At 61.7% G+C, this 22,374-nt stretch carries 20 protein-coding genes and 2 pseudogenes; 16 read left to right on the top strand and 6 right to left on the bottom strand.

Going from position 1 to position 22,374, the window contains the following annotated elements:
• Position 1: 1 nt before the first annotated feature.
• Genes AYM40_RS35005 through AYM40_RS34970 form a run of 8 tightly spaced genes read left to right on the top strand, consistent with a single transcriptional unit; the run spans position 2 to position 9,352 of the window.
• A complete protein-coding gene (locus tag AYM40_RS35005; protein ID WP_063500907.1) occupies positions 2–883 on the top strand; it encodes an IclR family transcriptional regulator in 882 nt (293 codons plus the stop codon).
• Positions 880–1,677, top strand: coding sequence for an SDR family oxidoreductase (locus AYM40_RS35000; RefSeq protein WP_063500488.1), 798 nt, complete (start codon positions 880–882; stop codon positions 1,675–1,677). Before AYM40_RS35005 ends, AYM40_RS35000 begins: the two co-directional genes overlap by 4 nt.
• Positions 1,670–3,328 (top strand): thiamine pyrophosphate-binding protein, encoded by a 1,659-nt coding sequence (locus tag AYM40_RS34995; protein WP_063500487.1) that lies wholly within the window; start codon positions 1,670–1,672, stop codon positions 3,326–3,328. The genes AYM40_RS35000 and AYM40_RS34995 overlap by 8 nt, the downstream gene beginning before the upstream one ends.
• Positions 3,321–4,151 carry an aspartate dehydrogenase gene (locus tag AYM40_RS34990; RefSeq protein ID WP_063500486.1) on the top strand — a complete coding sequence of 277 codons (831 nt, stop codon included), beginning with the start codon at positions 3,321–3,323 and terminating at the stop codon, positions 4,149–4,151. Before AYM40_RS34995 ends, AYM40_RS34990 begins: the two co-directional genes overlap by 8 nt.
• A gap of 40 nt (positions 4,152–4,191) precedes the next feature.
• Positions 4,192–5,682, top strand: coding sequence for an aldehyde dehydrogenase (locus tag AYM40_RS34985; protein ID WP_063500485.1), 1,491 nt, complete (start codon positions 4,192–4,194; stop codon positions 5,680–5,682).
• A 17-nt stretch (positions 5,683–5,699) separates the two neighbouring features.
• Positions 5,700–6,665, top strand: a complete 966-nt coding sequence (locus tag AYM40_RS34980; protein ID WP_063500484.1) for a VOC family protein — start codon at positions 5,700–5,702, stop codon at positions 6,663–6,665.
• The gene (locus AYM40_RS34975) at positions 6,658–7,923 is read left to right on the top strand and encodes an NAD(P)/FAD-dependent oxidoreductase (protein WP_063500483.1); all 1,266 of its coding nucleotides are present in this window, start codon (positions 6,658–6,660) and stop codon (positions 7,921–7,923) included. Before AYM40_RS34980 ends, AYM40_RS34975 begins: the two co-directional genes overlap by 8 nt.
• Before the next feature lie 25 nt (positions 7,924–7,948).
• Positions 7,949–9,352, top strand: coding sequence for an MFS transporter (locus AYM40_RS34970; RefSeq protein WP_063500482.1), 1,404 nt, complete (start codon positions 7,949–7,951; stop codon positions 9,350–9,352).
• Between the two features lie 146 nt (positions 9,353–9,498).
• On the opposite strand, the gene AYM40_RS34965 is transcribed toward AYM40_RS34970, so the two are convergent.
• From AYM40_RS34965 to AYM40_RS34950, 4 genes are all read right to left on the bottom strand, one after another.
• Positions 9,499–9,960 (bottom strand): GNAT family N-acetyltransferase, encoded by a 462-nt coding sequence (locus tag AYM40_RS34965; protein ID WP_063500906.1) that lies wholly within the window; start codon positions 9,958–9,960, stop codon positions 9,499–9,501.
• A 274-nt stretch (positions 9,961–10,234) separates the two neighbouring features.
• Entirely contained in the window at positions 10,235–11,338 is a 1,104-nt protein-coding gene (locus tag AYM40_RS34960; protein WP_063500481.1) for an NAD(P)/FAD-dependent oxidoreductase, read from the bottom strand.
• A 147-nt stretch (positions 11,339–11,485) separates the two neighbouring features.
• A complete protein-coding gene (locus AYM40_RS34955; protein WP_028195916.1) occupies positions 11,486–11,689 on the bottom strand; it encodes a DUF3562 domain-containing protein in 204 nt (67 codons plus the stop codon).
• 186 nt (positions 11,690–11,875) lie between these two features.
• Positions 11,876–12,940, bottom strand: coding sequence for a DMT family transporter (locus AYM40_RS34950; protein ID WP_063500480.1), 1,065 nt, complete (start codon positions 12,938–12,940; stop codon positions 11,876–11,878).
• A gap of 18 nt (positions 12,941–12,958) precedes the next feature.
• Here AYM40_RS34950 and AYM40_RS43075 point away from each other — a divergent pair.
• The 6 genes and pseudogenes from AYM40_RS43075 to AYM40_RS34915 form a co-directional block, all read left to right on the top strand.
• Positions 12,959–13,129: pseudogene (locus AYM40_RS43075) on the top strand (uracil-DNA glycosylase family protein); the annotation flags it as partial.
• 177 nt (positions 13,130–13,306) lie between these two features.
• Positions 13,307–13,906, top strand: a complete 600-nt coding sequence (locus AYM40_RS34940) for a cytochrome b (RefSeq protein ID WP_063500905.1) — start codon at positions 13,307–13,309, stop codon at positions 13,904–13,906.
• A 70-nt stretch (positions 13,907–13,976) separates the two neighbouring features.
• Positions 13,977–15,428, top strand: a complete 1,452-nt coding sequence (locus AYM40_RS34935; protein WP_063500478.1) for a glycosyltransferase family 2 protein — start codon at positions 13,977–13,979, stop codon at positions 15,426–15,428.
• 192 nt (positions 15,429–15,620) lie between these two features.
• Positions 15,621–16,859: an aromatic ring-hydroxylating oxygenase subunit alpha gene (locus AYM40_RS34930; RefSeq protein WP_063500477.1), complete on the top strand. Its 1,239-nt coding sequence runs from the start codon at positions 15,621–15,623 to the stop codon at positions 16,857–16,859.
• Between the two features lie 448 nt (positions 16,860–17,307).
• The gene (locus AYM40_RS43410) at positions 17,308–17,724 is read left to right on the top strand and encodes a rubredoxin (RefSeq protein WP_082855470.1); all 417 of its coding nucleotides are present in this window, start codon (positions 17,308–17,310) and stop codon (positions 17,722–17,724) included.
• Between the two features lie 55 nt (positions 17,725–17,779).
• Positions 17,780–18,625: pseudogene (locus AYM40_RS34915) on the top strand (diaminopimelate decarboxylase family protein); the annotation flags it as partial.
• A 59-nt stretch (positions 18,626–18,684) separates the two neighbouring features.
• Here AYM40_RS34915 and AYM40_RS34910 read toward each other — a convergent pair.
• Positions 18,685–19,605, bottom strand: coding sequence for a LysR substrate-binding domain-containing protein (locus AYM40_RS34910; RefSeq protein ID WP_063500476.1), 921 nt, complete (start codon positions 19,603–19,605; stop codon positions 18,685–18,687).
• 123 nt (positions 19,606–19,728) lie between these two features.
• Between AYM40_RS34910 and AYM40_RS34905 the strand changes: the two genes are divergently transcribed.
• Entirely contained in the window at positions 19,729–20,496 is a 768-nt protein-coding gene (locus AYM40_RS34905; protein WP_063500475.1) for a transporter substrate-binding domain-containing protein, read from the top strand.
• Positions 20,497–20,533: 37 nt separating this feature from the next.
• A complete protein-coding gene (locus AYM40_RS34900; protein ID WP_063500474.1) occupies positions 20,534–21,649 on the top strand; it encodes a succinylglutamate desuccinylase/aspartoacylase family protein in 1,116 nt (371 codons plus the stop codon).
• Positions 21,650–21,844: 195 nt separating this feature from the next.
• On the opposite strand, the gene AYM40_RS34895 is transcribed toward AYM40_RS34900, so the two are convergent.
• Positions 21,845–22,360: a hypothetical protein gene (locus AYM40_RS34895; RefSeq protein ID WP_063500473.1), complete on the bottom strand. Its 516-nt coding sequence runs from the start codon at positions 22,358–22,360 to the stop codon at positions 21,845–21,847.
• Positions 22,361–22,374 lie beyond the last annotated feature (14 nt).

Below are 22,374 nucleotides of genomic sequence, written 5' to 3'. Positions count from 1 at the left end.
CATGGTTAGCGCCGAGCGCGACGCGGACGACGACCGCAACGACGCAGACACCAGCAGCGAGATCAGCTATCGCGTGCCGGGTCTGGAGCGCGGTCTGAAGATTCTGACGGAGTTCTCGCCGCGCGAGCCGGTTCTCGGCGCACCGGAATTATCGAAGCGCCTGAAGATTCCCCGCACGACGGTGTTCCGTCTGCTGCAAACGCTCGAATCGCTCGGTTTTCTCGAGCGCGCCGACAAGGACCGCAACTATCGCCTCGGCGTCGCGGTGCTGCGGCTCGGTTTCGAATATCTGAGCTCGCTCGAATTGACCGACCTCGGTTTGCCGATCATCGAAGCGCTGCGTAACGACACGGGCCTCACCAGCCACATCGTGATTCGCGACGGACGCGATGTCGTGTTCGTCGCCAAAGCGCAAAGCCATGCGCCGATCTTCAGCTCGGTGAAGGTGAATGTCGGCACGCGCCTGCCGGCTCACGCGACGACGCACGGCCAGGTGCTGATGGGCGACATGACGCTCGACGACTTGAAAAAGCTCTACCCCGAGCCGGAACTCGAACGCTTCACAAAACAAACGCCCGCCACGATCGACGACCTGTACGAACGCGTTCGCGACGACGCACGGCGCGGCTTCGCGATCAGCGAGTCGTCATTCGAACGCGGCATTTCGGTGGTAAGCGCGCCGGTGCGCAACGACGCGGGCCGCATCGTCGCGGTGATCACAACGACGATTCCACGTCACGAGATCGACGCTTCGCTGCTCGACAGCGGCTTGATCGAAAAGGTCCGCCGCGCGGCTGACGAACTGTCGCAGCGGCTCAACTATCGGCCGAAGGGCAGCCCGAACGCGGGCACGAAATACATGAAGGCACTGGGGCTCAAATGATCCAAATCGACTTGACCGGACAGGTGGCGGTGGTGACGGGCGGTTCGTCCGGCATCGGCCTTGCGACTGCCGAACTGTTTCTGCGAGCAGGCGCTTCGGTCGCGATTTGCGGACGCGACAGCGAACGGCTTGCGCAAGCGGAAACCGCTTTGAAGGCGCAGTTTCCCCACGCGCAGCTGTTGGCGCAAACCTGCGACGTGCTGAACGCGGAAGAAGTGAACGCATTTGCGCAAGCGGTGCGAACACGCTTTGGCCGCACCGACATGCTGGTGAACAACGCAGGCCAGGGTCGCGTGTCGACCTTCGCCGACACCACCGACGACGCCTGGCGCGAAGAACTCGACTTGAAGTACTTCAGCGTGATCCGCCCGACCCGCGCGTTCCTGCCGATGCTGCGCGACGCGTCAAACCCCGCCGTGGTCTGCGTGAACTCGCTGCTCGCACTGCAACCCGAGCCGCACATGGTGGCGACTTCGTCGGCACGTGCCGGCGTGCTGAGCCTCATTAAATCGCTCGCGGTCGAACTTGCGCCGCAGCGTATCCGCGTGAATTCGATTTTGATCGGCATCGTCGAATCGGGTCAATGGCGCCGCCGTTACGCGAAAGAAGCGCAGCCGGGCCAGAGCTGGGAAGACTGGACCGCCGAACTGGCACGCAAGAAAAACATTCCGCTAGGCCGCTTCGGTCGCCCCGAAGAAGCCGCACAAGCACTCTTTTACCTGGCTACGACGCTGTCGTCCTATACGACGGGCAGTCACATCGATGTTTCTGGAGGCGTTGCACGACATGTCTAACAAAACCACCGTTGGCGAACTGATCGCCGCTTTTCTCGAGCAATGCGGCGTTCAAACCGCATTCGGCGTGATCTCGATTCACAACATGCCGATCCTCGACGCGATCCACAATCGCGGCAAGATTCGCTATGTCGGCGCACGTGGCGAAGCGGGCGCGGTGAACATGGCCGATGGCCTGGCCCGTGTTTCCGGCGGCCTTGGCGTGGCATTCACGAGCACGGGCACTGCAGCAGGTAATGCTGCCGGCGCGATGGTCGAAGCACTGACCGCGGGCACCGCGTTGCTGCACGTCACCGGCCAGATCGAAACCGAATACCTCGATCAGGACCTCGCTTATATCCACGAAGCGCCGGATCAATTGTCGATGCTGTCGTCGATCTCGAAGGCTGCGTTCCGCGTGCGCTCGGTCGACACCGCGCTGCCGACGATCCGCGAAGCCGTCCGTGTCGCACAAACCGCACCGAGTGGTCCGGTCAGCGTTGAAATCCCGATCGACATTCAAGCTGCCGAAATCGAATGGCCTGCCGATCTGGGCGCGCCGCACGTTACGACGCTTACGCATTGCAGCAAGCGCGTCGCTCAGTTGGCAGAGCAACTGGTGAGCGCGAAGCGCCCGCTGTTGTGGCTCGGCGGCGGCACGCGTCACGCACGTGCTGCGGTTGAACGTCTCGTCGCGTTGGGCTTCGGTGTCGTGACCAGCGTGCAAGGCCGTGGCGTGCTGCCGGAAGATCATCCGGCGACGCTCGGCGCGTTCAACGTGCACTCGGCAGTCGAAAGCTTCTACAAGACGTGTGACGCGCTGGTGGTGGTCGGTTCGCGTCTGCGTGGCAATGAAACGCTGAAATACAAGCTCGCGCTGCCGCAACCGCTGTATCGCATCGACGCCGACGCGCTCGCCGACAACCGCGGCTATCGCAACGACATGTTCATTCACGGCGACGCATCGTCGGTGCTCGAAGAACTCGCGACGTTGCTCGAAGGCCGCTTGAAGGTCGATCCCACTTTCGCACAGGATCTGGCCGCCGCACGCGAAAGCGCAGTCGCCGATGTGGGCAAGGGCCTGGGCCCGTACAAGCGCCTCGTCGACGCGCTGCAACAGGCTGTAGGCCGCGACTACAACTGGGTGCGCGACGTCACGATTTCGAACAGCACGTGGGGTAACCGCCTGCTGAAGATTTTCTCGCCGCGCGCGGGCGTTCATGCACTCGGTGGCGGTATCGGCCAGGGCATGCAAATGGGTATCGGCGCGGCACTTGCCGGCAATGCGGCAAAGACCGTGTGTCTGGTCGGCGACGGCGGCCTGATGGTCAACGTCGGTGAACTCGCGACGGCCGTGCAGGAAAACGCCAACGTGATGATCGTGCTGATGAACGACCAGTGCTATGGCGTGATCCGCAATATTCAGGACGCGCAATACGGCGGCCGCCGTTGCTACGTCGATCTGCACCAGCCGGATTTCGCGCAGTTCAGCGAGAGCCTGAAGCTCACGCACTACCGCATCAAGTCGCTCGACCAGGCCGAGGAGATCATCCGCGAAGGCATGGCGAAGACGGGCCCCGTACTGGTCGAAGTGGACATGCTGTCGGTCGGCTCGTTCGCCACCGCGTTCGCAGGGCCACCGGTCAAGGAAAAGGAGCCGGAACATGCGTGAGACCGGCTACGCGGGGCATCACGCGCCCATCGACGTCGCGATGATCGGCTTCGGCGCAATCGGCCAGGCGGTGTATCGCTCGGTCGAGTCGGATCCGACGGTGCACGTGTCGCACGTGATCGTGCCGGAACGCCACATGGCGTCGGTGCGTGAAGTGGTGGGCGAGTCGGTCGATGTGGTGGCGTCGGTGTCCGTGTTGAGCAGCCAGCCGCATTTCGCACTGGAATGCGCGGGGCACAGCGCACTCGTCGATCACGTGGTGCCGTTGCTGAAAGCCGGTACGGATTGCGCGGTGGCCTCGATCGGCGCGCTATCCGACATGATGTTGCTGGACGCGCTCTCCGCGGCGGCCGATGAAGGCGACGCAACGTTGACGCTGCTGTCGGGCGCAATCGGCGGCGTGGATGCGTTGTCGGCCGCCAGGCTCGGCGGTCTCGATGAAGTGCTGTACACGGGCCGCAAGCCGCCTTTGGGTTGGCTCGGCACGCCCGCGGAACAGGTCTGCAATCTGCACACGCTGAGCGAAGAGACCGTGATTTTCGAAGGCAGCGCACGTGAAGCGGCGCGCCTGTATCCGAAGAACGCCAACGTCGCCGCGACGATCGCGCTTGCGGGCCTGGGGCTGGACCACACCACGGTGCGCCTGATCGCCGACCCGAACGTGTCGCGCAATGTGCACCGCATTGTGGCGCGCGGCGCATTCGGCGAGATGTCGCTGGAAATGTGCGGCAAGCCGCTGCCGGACAACCCCAAGACGTCCGCATTGACCGCATTCAGCGCGATTCGTGCGCTACGCAATCGCGCGGCCCGTTGCGTGATTTAAGACATTAGCTGATTAGCTGAAGCAAACCGGAACGACCGACATGACTCACTTCGATACCAGCCTCGTGCCCAACGGTAATATTTTCATCGGCGGCGAATGGCGGCAAGGGCGTGGCAACCCGTATAAAAGCCTGTATCCGGCGGATCAGTCGGTCAACATGGAAATCTCGACGGCCAATGCCGATGACGCCCGCGAAGCCGTGGAAGCCGCGGATATCGCATGGCGCAAGGCGAATTGGTCGGGTCTGAAGCCGCATCAGCGCGCGCTGATTCTGTACCGCATTGCCGATCTGATCATGGTGCGTCATGAAGCACTCGCGCAATTGCAGCGCCGCGACAACGGTAAGCCGATCGGCGAAACGCGCGTGCTGGTGGCGAGCGCCGCTAACACGTTCCGCTACTTCGCGGCGTGCCTCGAAACGCTCGACGAAGAAGTCACGCCCTCGCGTGGCGACTATCTGACGATGAGTATTTACGAGCCGATCGGTGTGATCGCGGCGATTACGCCATGGAATTCGCCGATTGCTTCGGACGCGCAGAAGCTGGCCCCGGCACTGGCAGGTGGCAACGCTGTGGTACTGAAGCCGGCGGAGGTCACGCCGCTGGTCTCCTTGGCGCTGGCTCGTATCTGCGAAGAAGCCGGTGTGCCGAAGGGCATCCTGAGCGTGGTGCCGGGTAAAGGCTCGGTGATCGGCGACGTGCTGGTGCGCCATCCGTTGGTCAAGAAAGTGTCGTTCACGGGCGGCACCGAAGTCGGTCGCGGTATCGCGCGTATCGCAGCGGACAAGCTGATGCCGGTCTCGCTCGAACTCGGCGGCAAGTCCCCGACCATCGTATTCGACGACGCCGATCTCGACCACGCAGTGAACGGCGTGCTGTACGGCATCTTCAGTTCGTCAGGCGAAGCGTGCATCGCGGGTTCGCGCCTGTTCGTGCAGCGTTCGATCTACGACGCGTTCATGAAGCGTCTCGCGGAAGGTGCACGCAAGCTGCGCGTCGGCGATCCGTCGCGTGCGGAAACGCAGATGGGTCCGCTGATTACCGCGGCGCATCGCGAAACAGTCGAACGTTACGTCGCATTGGGTCTGGAAGAGGGCGGCCGCCTGCTGTGCGGCGGCGAGCGCCCGGTCGGCGATGGCCGCGAAGCAGGCACCTACTTCCAGCCGACGATTCTCGAAGGCCTCACGAACGACGCCCGCATCTGCCAGGAAGAAATCTTCGGCCCGGTGCTGGTCGCGATGCCGTTCGACGACGAAGCCTCGCTCCTGAAAGAAGCGAACAATAGTGTGTTCGGCCTCGCCGCCGGCATCTGGACGCGCGACTACAAACGCGCCTACCGGATCGCCCGCGCGCTTGAGACCGGCACCGTGTGGATCAACACCTACAAGCTGTTCTCGATCTCGACGCCGTTCAGCGGCTGGAAGGAGAGTGGCATGGGACGCGAGAAAGGCCGTCTCGGCATCCGCGAATACATGCAGCAGAAGAGCCTCTACTGGGGCTTGAACGACGCGCCGCTGGCGTGGGCGAACTAATACGCAAGAGGCACATTATGACGATTCTCGGCATTGAACAGATTATCTACGGCGTGACGGATCTCGCCACCTGTCGCCGCTTTTTCGCGGACTGGGGCTTGCAGGAAGTGGCGCACGACGAAACCCACGCACGCTTCGAAACGCTGAACGGCTGCACGATTCTCGCCGTCGACGCGAACGACCCGTCGCTGCCGCCCGCGTTCGAAGAAGGTCCGACGCTGCGTGAAGTGACATGGGGTGTCGCAACGAAAGCCGAACTCGACGAATTGCGCGGCCGTTTCGCCGGCCAGCCGGGTCATTTCGAAACTGACGACGCGGTGGGTTGTATCGATCCGAACGGCATGGCGATTCGCGTTGAAGTGACCCGCAAGCGAGCGCTCGATATTCACGGTTCGCCCTCGAACGTATGGGGCCAAACGCTGCGCGTCGATCAACCGTCGCCGATATACGAACGCGCTGAACCGGTTGAAGTGGGTCACGTGGTGTTCTTCACGAATCAACTCGCGGAACAGGAAAAGTTTTACCAGGAACTGCTCGGCTTCGAAATGTCGGACCGTTATCCGGGCCGCGGCGCGTTCATGCGCTGCGCACCGCACGGCGGCCACCACGACATTTTCCTGCTGGCCTTGCCGGGCGGTAAGCGCGGCCTCAATCACGTGGCGTTCACCGTGCGCGATATCCACGAAGTGTTCGGCGGCGGCATGCATATCAGCCGCTGCGGTTGGGATACGCAACTCGGTCCGGGACGTCATCCGGTGTCGTCGGCGTACTTCTGGTACTTCCAGAATCCGGCCGGCGGTTTGATCGAGTACTACGCCGACGAAGACCAGCTCACACCCGAATGGCAGCCGCGCGATTTCGAACCAGGTCCGACCGTGTTCGCCGAATGGGCGATCGACGGCGGCATCGACGGCAATACGCGTCGCCAGAAAAACGCGAAGGCACCGGAAGGCAAGTTCATGACGGAGCGGAAAAATGACTGACGCTGCTGCTGCAAAGGCTCAAGCCGCGCATGCCGGACTCGAAGCGCCGCGCACGATCGTCGTGATCGGCGGCGGTCAGGCCGCGGGCTGGGTCGTGAAGACGTTGCGCAAGGAAGGCTTCGACGGCCGCCTTGTGATGATTGCCGACGAGATCCATTTACCGTACGAGCGTCCGCCGCTGTCGAAGGCTGTGCTCTCAGGTGAAGCCGATATCGAAACCGTGCGTCTCGTGAAGCCCGACGATTTCGATGCGCTCAATGTCGAGGCATGGCAACCGGAGTACGCGACGTCGATCGATCGTGAACAGCGCATCGTGCGCACGCAGTCGGGTCGCGAAGTGCAATACGACCGGCTGGTGATTGCAACCGGCGGCGCGGCGCGCCGGTTGCCTGACACACTGGTGAAGACCTCGCACGTCACCTATCTGCGTACGCTCGACGAAGCCGTTGCCTTGGGCGAACGCCTGCGTGCAAGCAAACGCGTGCTCGTCGTCGGCGGTGGCTGGATCGGCCTCGAGGTCGCCGCGACCGCGCGCAAGCTGGGCGTGGAAGCGACGGTTGTGGAAGGCGCGCGGCGTCTGTGCGCTCGCTCGTTGCCGCCGATGGTGTCGGATTTCCTGCTGCAACTGCATCGTGAAAATGGCGTGGACGTGCGTTTGAACGCCTCGCTCGTGTCGATTGCAGATCATCCGAACGACGCCAACCGCATTCGCGCAACGTTCGCTAACGGTTCGACATTGGACGCCGATTTCGCGGTCGCCGGCATCGGCCTCACGCCGCACACGGTGCTGGCGGAAGCCGCGGGCATCAAGGTGGAAGACGGCATCGTCGTCGATCATTTCGGCGCGACCGACGACCCGCGCATCTTTGCCTGCGGCGATGTCGCGAACCATCCGAGCGCGTGGTTGAAGCGCCGCGTGCGGCTCGAATCGTGGGCCAACGCGCAGAACCAGGCGATCTCGGCGGCGAAGGCGTTACTCGGCAATTTCGAACCGTATGCGGACATTCCGTGGTTCTGGTCCGACCAATACGACGTCAATCTGCAAATCCTCGGCGATATTCCGAGCGATGCGCAACTCGCTGTACGCGGCGATTTGCCGGGCAAACGCGCCACGCTTTTCCACCTGGAAGACAGCGCGATTCGCGGCGTGATCGCCATCAACACGCCGCGCGAACTGAAATTGTCGCGCAAGTGGATGAACCAGGGTCGAACCATCGACCTTGCCACCCTGACCGACGCCTCGACGGCGCTTGCCTAACCACACTTACGGACGGCACCACGGCATGAGAACCATCGACAACATCATGGGGGACCGCAGCAGCGCCGGTGTCTCAGGCCCCGTGACCCGGGGCTCGATCATCGCGCGTCTTGAGCGCTTGCCGAAGAATGCGATGCAGGTGCGCGCGCGCATACTGATCGGCCTCGCAACGTTCTTCGACGGCTTCGACGTGATCGCGATCGCGGCCACGCTGCCGATCCTGATTGCGAAGTGGCATCTGACGCCGTGGGAAATCGGCTTCCTGATCGGCTCCGGTTCGGTCGGACAGTTGATCGGCGCGTTCGTGTTCCCGTGGTACGCAGAGCGCAAAGGCCGCGTGAAGGCGATTGCGTTGAGTTCGGGGATCATCGGCGTTACGAGTATTGCTTGCGGGTTTGCGCCGTCATTCGCCGTGTTCGTCGCATTGCGTGTAATTCAAGGGCTTGGGCTCGGCGGTGAATTGCCGGTGGCCGCGACCTATATCAACGAGATCAGCCGTGCGCATGGCCGTGGCCGTTTCGTGCTGTTGTATGAAATCGTTTTTCCGGTTGGTTTGCTCGCATCGAACGCGTTGGGTGCATGGATCGTGCCGCGTTTTGGCTGGCAGACGATGTACTTCATCGGCGGCATGCCGTTGATCCTGTTCTTCGTGCTGCGCAAGCTGGTGCCCGAATCGCCGCGCTGGCTCGCCGAGCGCGAACGGATGGCCGACGCCGATGCAGCCGTGCATGTTTTCGAACGCGCTGTGAAGGGTTCGTTGCCGCCGGTCGCCAATGCGGCCGAGTTCGAAGCGATGGCCAATCGTCATCCGAAGCGCCGTATGGGCGACCTGTTTGGACCGGCGTATCTGAAGCGCACGATGGCGGTAGCGATGCTGTGGATTACGTGCGGCTTCATTCAGTACGGTCTGTCGACCTGGTTGCCGACGATCTATCGCACGGTTTATCACGCGCCGCTGCAATTGGCGTTGAATCTGGCGGTCGCGGCTTCGGTGCTGGGGGTGGTGGGGTCGCTGACCTGCGCGTTGCTGGTCGACAAGGTGGGTCGCAAGCCGATCATCAATTTGTCGTTCCTGGCGTGCGCGCTGTCGCTGTTGCTGGCGGGTGTGTTCCACAATTCGTCGGTGTATGTGGTGGCGACGTGCTGCGCGTTCTCGCTAGGTTTCCTCGCCTGCGGCTTTATCACGGCTTATGTGTACACGCCGGAACTGTATCCGACGAGTATCCGTGCGATGGGCTGCGGTGTGGGCGGTGCGTGGCTGAAGGTGGCGGCGATCTTCGCGCCGGCGATCGTGTCGAAGACGATGATCGGCGGCAATCTGCAGGTGGCGTTTTATATTCTCGCGGCTGTGCCGTTCATGGCGGCGATTGCGGTGCACTTTCTTGGTATTGAGACCAAGGGCAAGGTGCTGGAGCAGCTCGAGGCTTGATGCTTTTTGGCGTGTGATGCGTTTGGCGGGCGGTTGATGTAGTACTGCAATGGCAGGAAGGCGAAGGGCGCACTGGGTGGTGCGCCCTTTGTTTCTGGGTTAGCCGTTTCCCTTTCCGCATGCAAACATGAGCCGCGTGCGGTGTATCACAACGCCTTGCGGTACACCACGAAGCCAGAGCGTTCCGCAACCTTGTCGTACAGCTTCATCGCCGTGTGATTCGTCTCATGCGTCTGCCAGTAGACGCGCTGCAAACCGTCAGCCTTGGCGCGCGCATACACCGCTTCGATCAGTGCACGGCCAACCCCTCTGCCGCGCTCCGCTTCCAGCGTGTAGAGATCTTGCAGATAGCAGGTCGGTGCCACCATGGTGGTGTGACGGTGATACAGGAAGTGCACGAGGCCGAGCAACTGGCCGTTGCGTTCGGCGACCATCGCGTGCATGGGCTCGTAGCCGTCGAAGAAACGCCCCCAGGTGACCTGCGTGATCTCGCGCGGCAATGCCGTTTCGCCTGAGCGGCCATAGAACGCGTTGTAGGCGTCCCACAGCGGCAGCCAGGCGTCGAAGTCGGCGGGGGTGATGGGGCGGATTTGAATCGCTTCGGACATGGATGTGGTTCCTTGTGTGGTGATGGTTGCGGGCGAGTGGATCGCCGCTGCCAAGGCTGGGTCGAGCAGGCGCAGACGGCCGCGCTGTCCGTCAGCATAAGAAATTTGTGGCACCATTGTTAGCTCCACAAAGCGACCAGAATTTGGAGCCACGCATTTGGACTACGGTCTGATGATGTCGAACGCCGAACGCCGAACGCCGAACGCCGAACGCCGAACGCCGAACGCCGAACGCCGAACGCCGAGCGTCGAACGTCGAACGTCGAACGTCGAGCTAGGCCGCTTCCGCTCTGAGCCAACGCGCGAGCCCGGCGTCGTCATCAGTATCTAACGCTTGCGCGACCCGGCGCCCGACTGCCGCGCCGAATTTATAGCCGTGCCCCGAGCATGCCGACACCACGAGCGTATTGCCGATGCGCTTCGAGAAAAAACGGTTGTCCGCAGTGAACGTGTAAGCGCAGGTTTTTACTTCGGTAACCGTATATTCGCCGATGCGTTTAAACGGCGGTGAAAACAGCCGGCGCAGACGGTTGCCTTCTCCGGGTGCCGCGATGCGATTGGCATCAGGATCCGGCGCACGCGATTTGTGCATGCCGGCGCCGAACTTCAGGCCGACACCGTCGATTGGCGGGAGCACGTAACCGCCGTTGTCGCCACCAATATCCCCGATAGCAGGCGCATTTGACCATGCGTCCTCCAAATCCGCGGGCGGCTCCATATAGGCGACCGCGTTGCGGTAAGTCATCAGGTTTTCGGCGAGCGCGGGGAACAGTCGCAGCGTCCACGCGCCGGCGGCGACCACGAGCCGGTCGGCGCGGATGATGGTGTCGCCCTCGATTCGCACCGAGGCCGCATGCGCATCGACTGCGAGCACCTTGGCGTGGGTGCGAATCTCGGCGCCGCGCATCTTGAGCCACGCTTTCATATCGTGTGCGATGCGTTCGCTGAACAACGCGCCACCATCGTGATCGAGGTAAGCGTAGCGAAACGTGGCGGGGTCGAGAAAGGGATAACGCTCGGCCGCTTCGTGCGGGTCGAGCCTTTCATAATCGAATTTCATGCGGTCGAGGCCGGCGCGGAATTGCTCGGCGCCGTCGCCTGCGTGTTGTGAAATGCCGAGCACGCCACAGTTCGCATAGTGGGATACGCCCAGGTCATTCCACAGCAGATCCCAACTATCCAACGCCTCGGCGATGCTGCGTGCGTAGCCGTCGGCATCGCCATAGACGCGACGGATCATGCGATGCCGGTCGCCCGAAGCAGCGAGTGGATTTGGAATCGAGCCCTGCTCGATCAACGTGATGTCGTGTCCCAGCTTCGCGAGCGACCACGCCGTACTCAAGCCGGCAATGCCCGCGCCTACGATTGTCACCCGCATGCCATCTTCCCCCGAGTCGATGTATCCGGGTCAGAGTCTAGCAGTGGGAAAAATAATTCGGTACGTGTTCTGACGAATCGCCACGCGAGTCAGCGGGGTCGATTCAGCGTGCTGCCAAGCAGGCGGTGGTCTCCGCACGCCGCTGTATCAGTGTTTGTGCTTCGACGTATGGCGCAGTTTGTCGCGAACTTTCTTCGCGGCGAACAGCGGCACGTAATCGAATACACGCGCTTCGTGCCGGTAGTCGGCCAGTGTGTCTGCGTACATCTTCGAGACCGTTTCTGTGGGCGTATCGGTTTCCTCTGCGATGCTTCTCACCACTTCGTCGACGTTAGGCTCGGGCTGGGACATAGAACTCTCCGGGGCAAGCGGGGTGGACAGGCGGGGTTGCCATGAACAGGCGCGCACGACAGGAGCTTCATTAGAGGATGCGACTGACCGTTATGCCAATTGAATCGGTCTATCGCATAAACCGTTCCACAGAGATTTTTGTCTTGCGCTGCAGCCGCCGCCCGCGCCGTGCGGTGAGGCGAGAAATCAATGCGTATGCCGGTGATGAATATCCGGAAAATGCGCGTGCGCATGCGTGATCGGCGCATGGGAATGCGGATGGGTGTGCGGCTCCACGCCGTCCCACGCGAAATCGTGCTCGTGCTGATGATGCGCGTCGTGCCGATGACGATGCGTGTGGTCCAGCGGGGCGTGCGTGTGCGGATGCTCGTGACGTTCGCGGATATGCAGCCAGACACCCAGCGTCATCAGAGCTGCGGCCACCCAGAACAGCAGCGGCGGCATCTCCGGCCACAGCAGCCACGACAAGGTCACGCCAAATAGCGGCGCGACCGAGAAATAGGCGCCGGTACGCGCGGTGCCGAGATTGCGCAGCGCGACGACGAACAGCACGAGACTCACGCCGTAGCCCGCGAACCCCGTCAGCATGGCGAGCGCGACGGTCGCGGCCTTGGGCCATGCCGCGCCAAGGGTGAGCGCGAGCGTCACGTTGACCGAACCGGCCACGAGCCCTTTTATGCAGGCAATGAACATGGCGTCGTGAGTCGACACCTTGCGCGTGAGATTGTTGTCGACCGCCCAGCACGCGCAGGCGCCAACCAGCAGCAGCGTGCCGGGCGGCAGGCCGGCCGCGCCTGGCTGCCACGACAATGCGACGCCGCCCGCGACAATCGCGGCCATGCCCAGGAACACCTGAATGTCGACGTTCTCGCGAAACACGATCCACGCGATCAGCGCCGTCAATACGCCTTCGAGATTCAATAGCAGTGAACCGGTGGCGGCCGGCGTCGTCTTCAGACCCAGCATTAACAGCGCCGGTCCCGCGACACCGCCCGCCACGATCGCACCGGCGAGCCACGGCACTTCGCGCAATGGGAAGCGGTGGTGACTGACCGGCTGCCCGTCCGCGTGGCCTTTCAGGCGGCGCGCCAGAATCACGGCGGCGAGGCCGGTGCCGCTGCCGAGGTAGAACAGTCCGGCCAGCAGAAACGGTGACAGCGAGCCAAGCAGCGCCTTGGCGAGCGGGGTGGTCGCGCCGAACAAAGCGGCGGCAAGCAGAGCGGTGAAAGCCACGTTGAAACGGGTAGACATAGGCGGAAAATTCGGTGAGTGGTGACCGTAACCAAGCCCATTTTACTGAACACGTTATTGCAAGACATTCGCGCCTGCACGGTGTGCGCGCCGGTGCTGCCGCATGCGCCGTGGCCGGTCGTCGTGGCGTCGGCTGACTCGCGCATTCTGATCATCGGCCAGGCGCCTGGAGCGCGTGTGCATGCTTCCTCCAGCCATGATTCGCCGCGCGGTCGAAATAATCTGAAACACATCATTAAGCGTCTGGCGGAATAAAACGTCACACTAATGCGTTTGTTTCATATCGGCGGCGCGACCGGACCTGCTTCGGCATGGCCGAATTTTCAAACAGCTTTCGCAGAAGCGCATTTGCAGACGGAACGACCCATGAACACCCACGCCGACCCCTTGGCCGATTCGACCGGCACGCCGCTGCCGTCGCGCTATACCCGCACGGCGATGACGCTGCACTGGCTGATCGCGCTGCTGATGGTCGGCAATGTCGTACTTGGCTTGACCGCCGAATCATGGCCTGACGACTGGGTGCGTCCGGTGGTCGATACCCATAAGTCGATCGGTATCACGGTGCTCGGTCTCGCGCTGCTGCGCATCTTGTGGCGTGTGTCGCACAAGCCGCCGCCATTGCCGCGCGAGTTTCCGTCGTGGGAGAAGAGCGCCGCGCACGTCGCCCATTTTCTGCTGTATCTGTTGATGATCGCGCTGCCGCTGTCCGGCTGGTTGCACGATTCCGCGTGGAAAGACGCGGCCACGCATCCAATGCGTCTGTTCAACCTGTTCCCCTGGCCGCGCATCGGCTATGTGATGAATCTCGACCCGGGGCTCAAGGAGACCTTGCACGACCGCTTCGGCGCCTTGCATACGTGGCTCGGCTACGCGCTATATGCGTTGCTGGCGATGCATATCGGCGGCGCGCTGAAGCATCAATGGATCGATCGCAAGTCGGTTCTGAAACGCATGGTGCCGTAGGCACCATTACGCTGCTTTCTATCTCGCTGTCTATCTGATAACCGCACCAACGACGGACTCAGCAGTCATTTTGAAGAAAACTCTGGAACAGGCGCTCGCCCTTGCATCCCCGCGTATTTTGCCGCGTCCCGCCACGCTGCTGAGCACGCTGATTCATTTCAGCGTCGTCGTGCTGTGGCTGCTGCTGTTCGCGCGTGCTTTCTTTCTGCAAGGCGTGGTGGCGTGGTCGACGGGTATTGCGTACGTGGTCTATGACACATTGCTGCTTGCGTTCGTCACGTGGAAAACGCTGCCGCTGATGCGGCCCACGCCGCCGCTCGAGCCTGACTTCGATCCGCGCAGCTTGCCGAGCATGGGGGTGATCGTCGCGTCGCATAACGAGGCGACGGTGTTGCCGGTGACGCTCGCCGCGCTGCTGCGCCAGACGCATGGCCCGGCGCAAATCGTGATCGCCGACGACGGTTCCACCGATGCCACCCACGCGCTGCTCACCGAACGCTTCGGCCTCGCTGCCGCTGCCGACGGCGTGCTGAGCGCGCCGAGTTCCGTTTACCCTAATCTGTACTGGCTGCGCGTGCCGCGCGGCGGCAAAGCGCGTGCGCTGAACGCAGCCATCACGGTCATGACCACCGACACCGTCATGACCGTCGACGCCGACACGCTGCTCGACGACGACGCCACCTACGCGATGCGCGCCGCTTTCGCGAACGAGCCGAAGCTGGTCGCGGCGGCCGGCATTCTGGTGCCGGTGTGCGGCAAATCGGTTTCGGGCCGCGTGTTCCAGTGGTTCCAGACCTACGAGTACATGCGCAACTTCATTGCCCGCTTTGCGTGGATGCGCGCCGACAGTCTGCTGCTGATTTCAGGCGCCTTCGCGTCGTTCAAGCGCGACGCGCTGGTCGACGTGGGCGGCTTCGATCCGCAATGTCTGGTCGAAGACTACGAACTGATTCATCGGCTGCGCCGCTATTCGGTCGACCATGGTCTCGGCTGGGACGTGCGCGTGGTTGGCGATGCCCATGCGCATACCGATGCGCCGGGCAACCTCGGCAGTTTCCTGCGGCAGCGCCGCCGCTGGTTTGCTGGCTTCCTGCAAACGCAATACTGGAACCGCGACATGACCGGCAACCCGCGCTACGGCACGATGGGTATGCTGATGCTGCCGGTCAAGGCCATCGATACGATGCAGCCGATCTACGGACTCACCGCCTTCGCGCTGCTGCTCGGCTTTCTGTTCGACGGGCACGGTGCGATCGTCGTGTCGATTTTCAGCGTGATCGGCCTCAAAACGGCGATCGATCTCGCGTTTTATCTCTGGTGCATCCATCTGTACCGCCGCTGGACCGGCGAGCGCACCGGCTCCAGTTTGTGGATGGCGGTCCTTGCGGCGATCGCTGAGCCGTTCACGTTTCAGCTGGTGCGGCATGTCGGCGCGCTGCTCGGCTGGCTGCATTTCCTGCGTGGCGGCCGAGCGTGGGGCGTGCAACGCCGCTCCGGGCTCGTCACACACGACGAAAGTTAGCCGCCGATCGTCTTTTTTGACGCATGCAGGGTGGCAGACAGGCGCGATTGCGTCCGTGGGCTGCGCAGCGGGGCATGGCGTGTCGTCGGCGGAACCATGCCGCTTCAGGTTCGAGTAGACTGTGCAACGATGCCGGCCTGCGAATTGCAGTGCGGCAACCTTCTACCCGCTCGCGCACGGAGGCTCGACTTTATGCATGCTGTTCCCCCGCTCGAACAAGACACCGTCGACGCGCCGGTCGATGCGTCGCCTGCTCACGCAGCCGCGCAAACCAACGCCACAGCAGCAGGGAATTCCCATGCGCCGGATCATGCCGCCAGCGGCGCCCCGGTGCGCGATCTGCGCCGCGTCGGTATTCACCCTGATTACTGGTATCCGCTCGCGTGGTCGCGTGAAGTGAAGCGGGGCAAGACGCATGGTGTGACGTTCGCGGGTGAGCCGATCGTGCTGGCGCGTACGGAGTCCGGCAAGGTATTCGCGCTTGAAGATCGCTGCGCGCATCGTCAGGTGCCGTTGCATCAGGGCGTGGTGGACGGTGAATCGATCCGTTGCGGCTATCACGGCTGGACCTACGACTGCTCGGGCACGTGCATCGACGTGCCGTATCTCGGTCGCGAACGTTTGCCGAACGGCGTGCGTTCTTATCCGTGCCGCGAAGTCGAAGGACTGATTTTCGTATTCCCCGGCGACGCCGCTTTGGCCGAAGCGCGGCCGCTACCCGCGTTCGGCTCCGTATCCGACAAGAAGTACAAGACGCGCCGTTTCGGCCGTCCGGTGAATTGCCACTATTCGTTTATGCACGAGAACCTGATGGACATGAACCATCAGTTCCTGCATCGCCGGCAGATGGGGCAGATGCGCGCGCGTTCGGTGGGGCGGCGGCGCGGCGAAGGCTGGGTCGAAGTCGATTACACGTTTGCGCGCATGGCCGGCCAGCAGCCGATCGGCGAAGCGATCGTGTTCGGCCAGAGCCGCAAGACAGGCGGCGACAACGACAAGGACGTGATGACGATCCGCACCGAGTATCCGTATCAGACGCTGCAGATCCGCACGTCCGATCAGACGCTGGTGATGGATCTGTGGATTGTCTACGTGCCGCTCGATCGCGAGCAGCGCACGAACCGCACGTTCGGCCTGCTGTCGATTCGCAAACCGGGTATTCCCGGCGCGCTGAATCTCGCTTGGCCGCTGCTCGTGTGGTTCACCGAACGTATCTTCAAGGAAGACCGAGCGATCGTCGAAGCCGAACAACGCGCGCACGATTCGCAGGGTTCGGACTGGAATCACGAGGTGTTTCCGGTCATCAACGAACTACGCGCGTTGCTGCGCGAGAGCGGCGCGCCGGATCAGGTGGTGGGCGCCGGCACAGGTGGCGCCGCGGTGATTCGCTTCTGGGATTCACGGCACGGCAACCCTTTGTCGAGTACCTGATATTCGAGTTTTTTGGCGGCGCGGCCGTTGCCGCGATTGTGAGGGCGGTGTCTGAAGATGCCAGCGAGGTGAGTTTTTCCAAAGCTGGCTTTCCACCCGGTGGGGAATCAATCCATCTCCACCCGGTGGGGAATTCCAGCCGATCGAGCGGCGATAATGGCATTGAACTCACGGAGGTTTGCGCCAATCGAGATGCGCCGGCCGCCGACCCGTGTACCATTTCGCTTTTTCCGATCTTTAAGAACACCCCGTGACTACGCAACAACTCCCCACCGTATCCCGCAAATCGCTCACTCTGCTGCAATTGCTGGGCCTTATTGGCGCCGCTGGACTGATCGCAGCCATCGTGCTGAATCAGTTCTTCTAACCCCCGCCGCGAAGCCCTCGCTTCAAACATCCGACTCTATGCCGGCGCTCGCCGCCGGCTTTATCGACATTCCGATTTGCCATGTACAAAAAGGGCGTAGCCGTAGAAATCCAGTTTTCTCCCGAACGGCTCAACGACGGCGCCGGCGATCCGTACTGGATCGATTTGACGCAGGTTGAAGCGCAGCGGCTGCTGGAAAGTCTGCAGGCACGCCTGGCTGAAAGCAGCGTAGCCACTGCCGCACCGTTGGTGGTGAGCCTCGATGAGACGCCGGCGTCGCAAGCGGTCGCTGCGCCGCAGGCGGCGGTAGAAAGCGCGGCCTCGGCGGACGACTTCAAACAGTGGGTCTGCGTGATTTGCGGCTGGATCTACGATGAAGCCGCCGGCTTGCCGGAAGAGGGTATCGCGCCGGGCACCTGCTGGGCAGATGTCCCGGCCGACTGGCGTTGCCCACTGTGCGACGTGGGTAAGGAAGATTTTGCGTTGGTCGAGTTTTAAGCCGGGCTGGGCATTGTGGAAACGTTTTGATGCACTGGGCAGGATCGAATGCGAATGGCTGCGGATCAATCCCGGTTTCGGCCACGGACACAGCAACAAGACCAACACGGGCGGCGAGCATAGCAAGCACGGCATCTGGCTCGATGACGTGCCGCTGGCGATAGCAATGGTGCGCCGTTACGGTCTGAAGTTGGTCGGATTGCACATGCATATTGGCTCCGGCGTCGACTACACGCATTTATCGCGCGTGTGCGATGCGATGGTCGAAGCGGTGCAAGGGTTGGGGCACGATATCGAAGCGATTTCGGCCGGCGGTGGTTTGTCGGTGCCGTATAGCGAAGGTGATCCGCGGATCGACGTCGAGCATTATTTCCGTCTTTGGGACGCTGCGCGTAAGCAGATCGAAGCGCATCTCGGACATCGCGTGAGACTGGAAATCGAGCCAGGGCGCTTTCTGGTCGCGCAAGCCGGTGTGCTGGTCGCCGAGGTGCATGCGCTGAACCGGCGGCCGAACCGGCAGTTCGCCTTGGTCGATGCGGGCTTCAATGATCTGGTGAGACCGTCGTTTTACGGCAGTCATCATGAGATGACGGTGGTGAACGGCAATGGCCTGCCGAGCGAAGCGCTGGTTGGCGCTTTCGCGGTGGCCGGGCCGTTGTGCGAAGCGGGCGATGTGTTCACGCAGGAGGCGGGTGGCGTCGTCACGAGCCGCGCCATGCAGACGCCGGAAGTGGGGGACTTTGTCGTGTTTCATGACGCCGGGGCATATGGTGCGTCGATGTCATCGAACTACAACAGCCGGCCGCTGGCTGCAGAAGTGTTGATCGAAAATGGCGAGCCGCGTTTGATCCGGCGCAGGCAAACTATCGAGGAGTTGATTGCACTCGAAACGCTGGGTTGAGCACGCCGATAGCCATGTAGCTGGAATGGCGGCATCAAGCTGACGGTTGCAACCCGGTTTCATCGCGCCCGCACCGTGCGCGTGTACGACGCAATCATCGTCGCGAGTTCCTGCGCGGCGGGCGTCACCGGAATGGCCGCGCGCTGCAACAGGCACACTTTCTGTTCGATTGCACGCTCGCGCACATTGATCGTCGTCAGCGTGCTCGCAAACGGCCCGCGTTTCGCGATGATCGACGCCTCCAGCGAAAGGCAGTCCGTCGCGCTAACCAGATGCAGCGTCTCGTACAGACCTTCCACTGTCGCGATGATTTTCGGCGGCGGTAAGCCGTGACTCTCCAACAGATGACTCAGGCGGTTGATTTGCGGATCGTCGGTGAGATTCGGCGAGCGCGTCGCCACCCACGTGCAATCAGCGAGCTCGGCAAGCGAGGTCGCGCCCGCTTTCGGATGACCGCGACGGCAGACGATCACCGGATCGGACGAATAGAGCGGCGTGACGGACAGATCGGCCGTGTCGGTGTGTTTCGATACCAGCGCGAGCGCGAAATCGAGCGTGCCTTCGCGAATCCACGAAATCATCATCCGCGAGGTGCCGGTGCGCAAATGCACCGCGACCCGCTCAAAGCGGGCACGGAATTCCATCAACACCGGCGCGAAGGCGTCGATGAGCGGCTCGGTCGTCATGCCGAACGTGACCTCGCCCGCGTAATCGCCGCGCAATTGCTGCACTTCCTGTTCGGCCCGCTCGCATTCGCCGAGAATCGCGCCGGCCCGCTGCAACAAGCGTTGGCCCAGCGCAGTCAACGCGATCCCGCGGTTCGTGCGGGTGAATAAGGTCGCGCCCAGCATCGATTCGAGGTTCTGCAACTGCTGCGTGATGCCGCTCTGAGCGATGCCGAGCGCCCGCGACGCCGCGCGAATGCTGCCGTGCTCGGCCACGGCGGTGAACGCGCGTAGCTGGGAGATCGTCAACGCCATGAGGAGTCTGTGTGATCGGTAAAAGTGATCATGATATTACTTTCGAGACTTCTGCGAGGCGCGGTGGCGGCATAGGATGGCCCCGTACTCCGTAGTAATCCGCCCAACCCTCACCCGCCTCCCATGAAAATCTCGCTGATGATCTTGAGCGCCGCGCTGGCTTGCAGCAGTGGTGCGTTTGCCGCCGACCCCGCCACGTTGCGCCTCGGTATCGATCCGAGCTATCCGCCGATGGACGCCAAGGCGCCCGACGGCAGCTTCAAAGGTTTCGACGTCGACCTCGGCAACGAAATCTGCCGGCGCATTCATGCGCATTGCCAGTGGGTCGAACTCGAGTTCTCGGGGATGATTCCCGCGCTGCAGGCGCGCAAGATCGACGCGATCCTTTCGTCGATGGCGATCACGGAAAAGCGCGAGCAACAGATTTTGTTTACTTCAAAGCTGTTTCAGTTCAAATCGCGGCTGATCGCGCGTCAGGGGGCGCCGCTCGCGGGCGGTATGAACGCGTTGGCCGGCAAGCAGATCGGCGTGCAATCGGGGACGCAGTTCGAAGGCTATGCGTTGAAGAATTGGGCGCCGCTTGGCGTGCACGTGGTTGCGTACAAGAGTCAGGACGAGGTGTTCGCCGACCTTGAGAACGGTCGTCTCGATGGGGCGCTGCTCGGTACTGTCGAAGCCGACTACGGTTTTTTGCGCATGCCGGCGGGCAAGGGCTTTGCGTTTGTCGGCGAGCCGCTTTCGATGGGCGATCGTGGTGTGGGCATCGGTTTGCGCAAGGATGAGACTGCGGTGCAGGCGTCCATTAACGAGGCCATTGCTTCGATGCGCAAGGACGGTACGTACGCGCAGATCGCGAAGAAGTACTTCGACTTCGATCCGTACGGCAATTGATTCTCTTACTCCCTATTCTTCTTCGACCCTTCCGTTCATGAACAAGCAATCGATTCCGCTTCTATCGCCGGCTATCGGCACGCACCGCGAACTGGTGTCGTTTCACTTTGGTCCTGCGGATAGCGGACAGAAGATTTACATCCAGTCGTCTCTGCATGCCGATGAAACACCGGCGATGTTGACGACGGTTTTGCTGAAGCGTCGTTTGCTCGAACTCGAGAAGCAGGGCGCGTTGAATGCGGAGATTGTTCTGGTGCCGGTGGCGAATCCGGTTGGACTCGGGCAGTACGTGCTGGGGCAGTTTATTGGGCGCTTCGATCTGGGTAGCGGCAAGAACTTCAATCGACACTTCCTGCAGTTTTCGAAGCTGGTGGCGCGGGCTAAGGAGGCGTTGGGATCGGATGCTTCGGAGAATCGGCGGATTGTTCGCGAGTTGATCGCTGCTGAGTTGGCGGAACAGAAGCCGTTGACTGAGTTCGAGTCGCTGCAATTGGCGTTGCTGAAGCTTTCCTTCGATGCGGATGTGGTGATCGATTTGCATTGCTCGTTGGAAGCGGCGATGCATCTCTATACCAGTGAGGCGGCGTGGCCTGAGTTTGAACCGCTGTCACGGTATCTGGGTGCGCAGGCTTCGTTGCTCGCGACGAACTCGGGCGGTGAGTCGTTTGATGAGACGCATAGCTTGTTGTGGTGGAAGTTGCAACAGGAAATGCCGGCTGATAAGCCGGTGCCTAACGGGGCGATTGCTGTGACGGTGGAGTGCCGTGGGCAGCGGGATGTGTCTTATGAAGTGGCGCAGGAGGATGCTGACGCATTGATTGATTACTTGGCCTGGTGCAAGGCTATTAAGCTTGATGCGAAGCCTTTGCCCGAGTTATTGTCGCCCGCGACGCCGCTAGCTGGCAGCGAGCAGTTCTATGCGCCTGTTAGCGGAATTCTTGTTCATCGCGCGAAGATCGGCGACACGATTCGCGTTGGGCAGGCGCTGTTTGATATCGTCGATCCGCTGACTGATGAGACGACTACGCTGTGTAGCAAAACCGAAGGGGTGTTTTATATGCGGCGCGCGATTCGGTTTGTGACGGCTGGTGCGCCGTTGGGTCGGGTGACTGGAGAGAAGGCTTTTAGGACTGGGGTTTTGTTGGGGGCGTAAGGATTGCGGGTTGCCTTCTTCCGCGGCGTTGCATGAACTCTTATCGCGATGACGTTTTCCTGATGCGACTCGTTGGTTGCGTAGCAATCGCGAGCACCAGCGGCCACTACGGCGCAGCAATGCGAAAGGCGCGATCACGCGCCTTTCCATTTGGTTTAGCAAACGAACCTGTTGAAAGCTAGGTTGGCGCGGCGGCTATGGCTCGATGCGGAAGCGCTCCGGGGGCTCGATAAAAAACGGATAGAAACTGCGTGCGCATTCCATGATATCCGCAGGACCGTAAAACACGCCTGTCCCCCACGACCTGTCGCCGAAAATGATCCAGTCACCAGGCAAAGGCAACACCACATAGTGTTCGGAATTGGTTCCGAACGAATCGGCGAGACTTCCGCCCGGGTCCTCTAACAGGAATTGGAAGAATTCGTCATCTGTATTGTTCGCTCGATGAATGAAGCCAGGGTACTTTCCAAAATGAAAATTGAAGTAGCTGAAGGGATCGGGTTTCAAGACCAACGTAGCGAAATCACTTGCACACTTCAACGCGACCAGGTGTCGAATAAGCTCGAAGAATTTTTGAGTCTGGAGATCAATGGAGTCAAAATAAAGCAGGTCCGTTGACGGTTTTTCGCGAAGCATCCGGACGCCCGCACTCGCACGCTCCCAAAGCGGCGTGAACGTTTCGCGATCGTGGATGAAATCAATGTTGCTCATTTAGCCTACCCACC

The sequence above is a fragment of the Paraburkholderia phytofirmans OLGA172 genome (assembly GCF_001634365.1).
Taxonomy (GTDB): Bacteria; Pseudomonadota; Gammaproteobacteria; order Burkholderiales; family Burkholderiaceae; genus Paraburkholderia.
Note: the sequence above shows the minus strand (reverse complement) of the source record. Positions and strands in the feature narration are given on the sequence as shown.

Excerpts from the sequence above, each read along its gene's own strand:
- AYM40_RS35005 (WP_063500907.1), top strand. The coding sequence starts at position 2 with ATGGTTAGCGCCGAGCGCGACGCGGACGACGACCGCAACGACGCAGAC.
- AYM40_RS35000 (WP_063500488.1), top strand. The coding sequence starts at position 880 with ATGATCCAAATCGACTTGACCGGACAGGTGGCGGTGGTGACGGGCGGT.
- AYM40_RS34995 (WP_063500487.1), top strand. The coding sequence starts at position 1,670 with ATGTCTAACAAAACCACCGTTGGCGAACTGATCGCCGCTTTTCTCGAG.
- AYM40_RS34990 (WP_063500486.1), top strand. The coding sequence starts at position 3,321 with ATGCGTGAGACCGGCTACGCGGGGCATCACGCGCCCATCGACGTCGCG.
- AYM40_RS34985 (WP_063500485.1), top strand. The coding sequence starts at position 4,192 with ATGACTCACTTCGATACCAGCCTCGTGCCCAACGGTAATATTTTCATC.
- AYM40_RS34980 (WP_063500484.1), top strand. The coding sequence starts at position 5,700 with ATGACGATTCTCGGCATTGAACAGATTATCTACGGCGTGACGGATCTC.
- AYM40_RS34975 (WP_063500483.1), top strand. The coding sequence starts at position 6,658 with ATGACTGACGCTGCTGCTGCAAAGGCTCAAGCCGCGCATGCCGGACTC.
- AYM40_RS34970 (WP_063500482.1), top strand. The coding sequence starts at position 7,949 with ATGAGAACCATCGACAACATCATGGGGGACCGCAGCAGCGCCGGTGTC.
- AYM40_RS34965 (WP_063500906.1), bottom strand. The coding sequence starts at position 9,960 with ATGTCCGAAGCGATTCAAATCCGCCCCATCACCCCCGCCGACTTCGAC.
- AYM40_RS34960 (WP_063500481.1), bottom strand. The coding sequence starts at position 11,338 with ATGCGGGTGACAATCGTAGGCGCGGGCATTGCCGGCTTGAGTACGGCG.
- AYM40_RS34955 (WP_028195916.1), bottom strand. The coding sequence starts at position 11,689 with ATGTCCCAGCCCGAGCCTAACGTCGACGAAGTGGTGAGAAGCATCGCA.
- AYM40_RS34950 (WP_063500480.1), bottom strand. The coding sequence starts at position 12,940 with ATGTCTACCCGTTTCAACGTGGCTTTCACCGCTCTGCTTGCCGCCGCT.
- AYM40_RS34940 (WP_063500905.1), top strand. The coding sequence starts at position 13,307 with ATGAACACCCACGCCGACCCCTTGGCCGATTCGACCGGCACGCCGCTG.
- AYM40_RS34930 (WP_063500477.1), top strand. The coding sequence starts at position 15,621 with ATGCATGCTGTTCCCCCGCTCGAACAAGACACCGTCGACGCGCCGGTC.
- AYM40_RS43410 (WP_082855470.1), top strand. The coding sequence starts at position 17,308 with ATGTACAAAAAGGGCGTAGCCGTAGAAATCCAGTTTTCTCCCGAACGG.
- AYM40_RS34910 (WP_063500476.1), bottom strand. The coding sequence starts at position 19,605 with ATGGCGTTGACGATCTCCCAGCTACGCGCGTTCACCGCCGTGGCCGAG.
- AYM40_RS34905 (WP_063500475.1), top strand. The coding sequence starts at position 19,729 with ATGAAAATCTCGCTGATGATCTTGAGCGCCGCGCTGGCTTGCAGCAGT.
- AYM40_RS34900 (WP_063500474.1), top strand. The coding sequence starts at position 20,534 with ATGAACAAGCAATCGATTCCGCTTCTATCGCCGGCTATCGGCACGCAC.
- AYM40_RS34895 (WP_063500473.1), bottom strand. The coding sequence starts at position 22,360 with ATGAGCAACATTGATTTCATCCACGATCGCGAAACGTTCACGCCGCTT.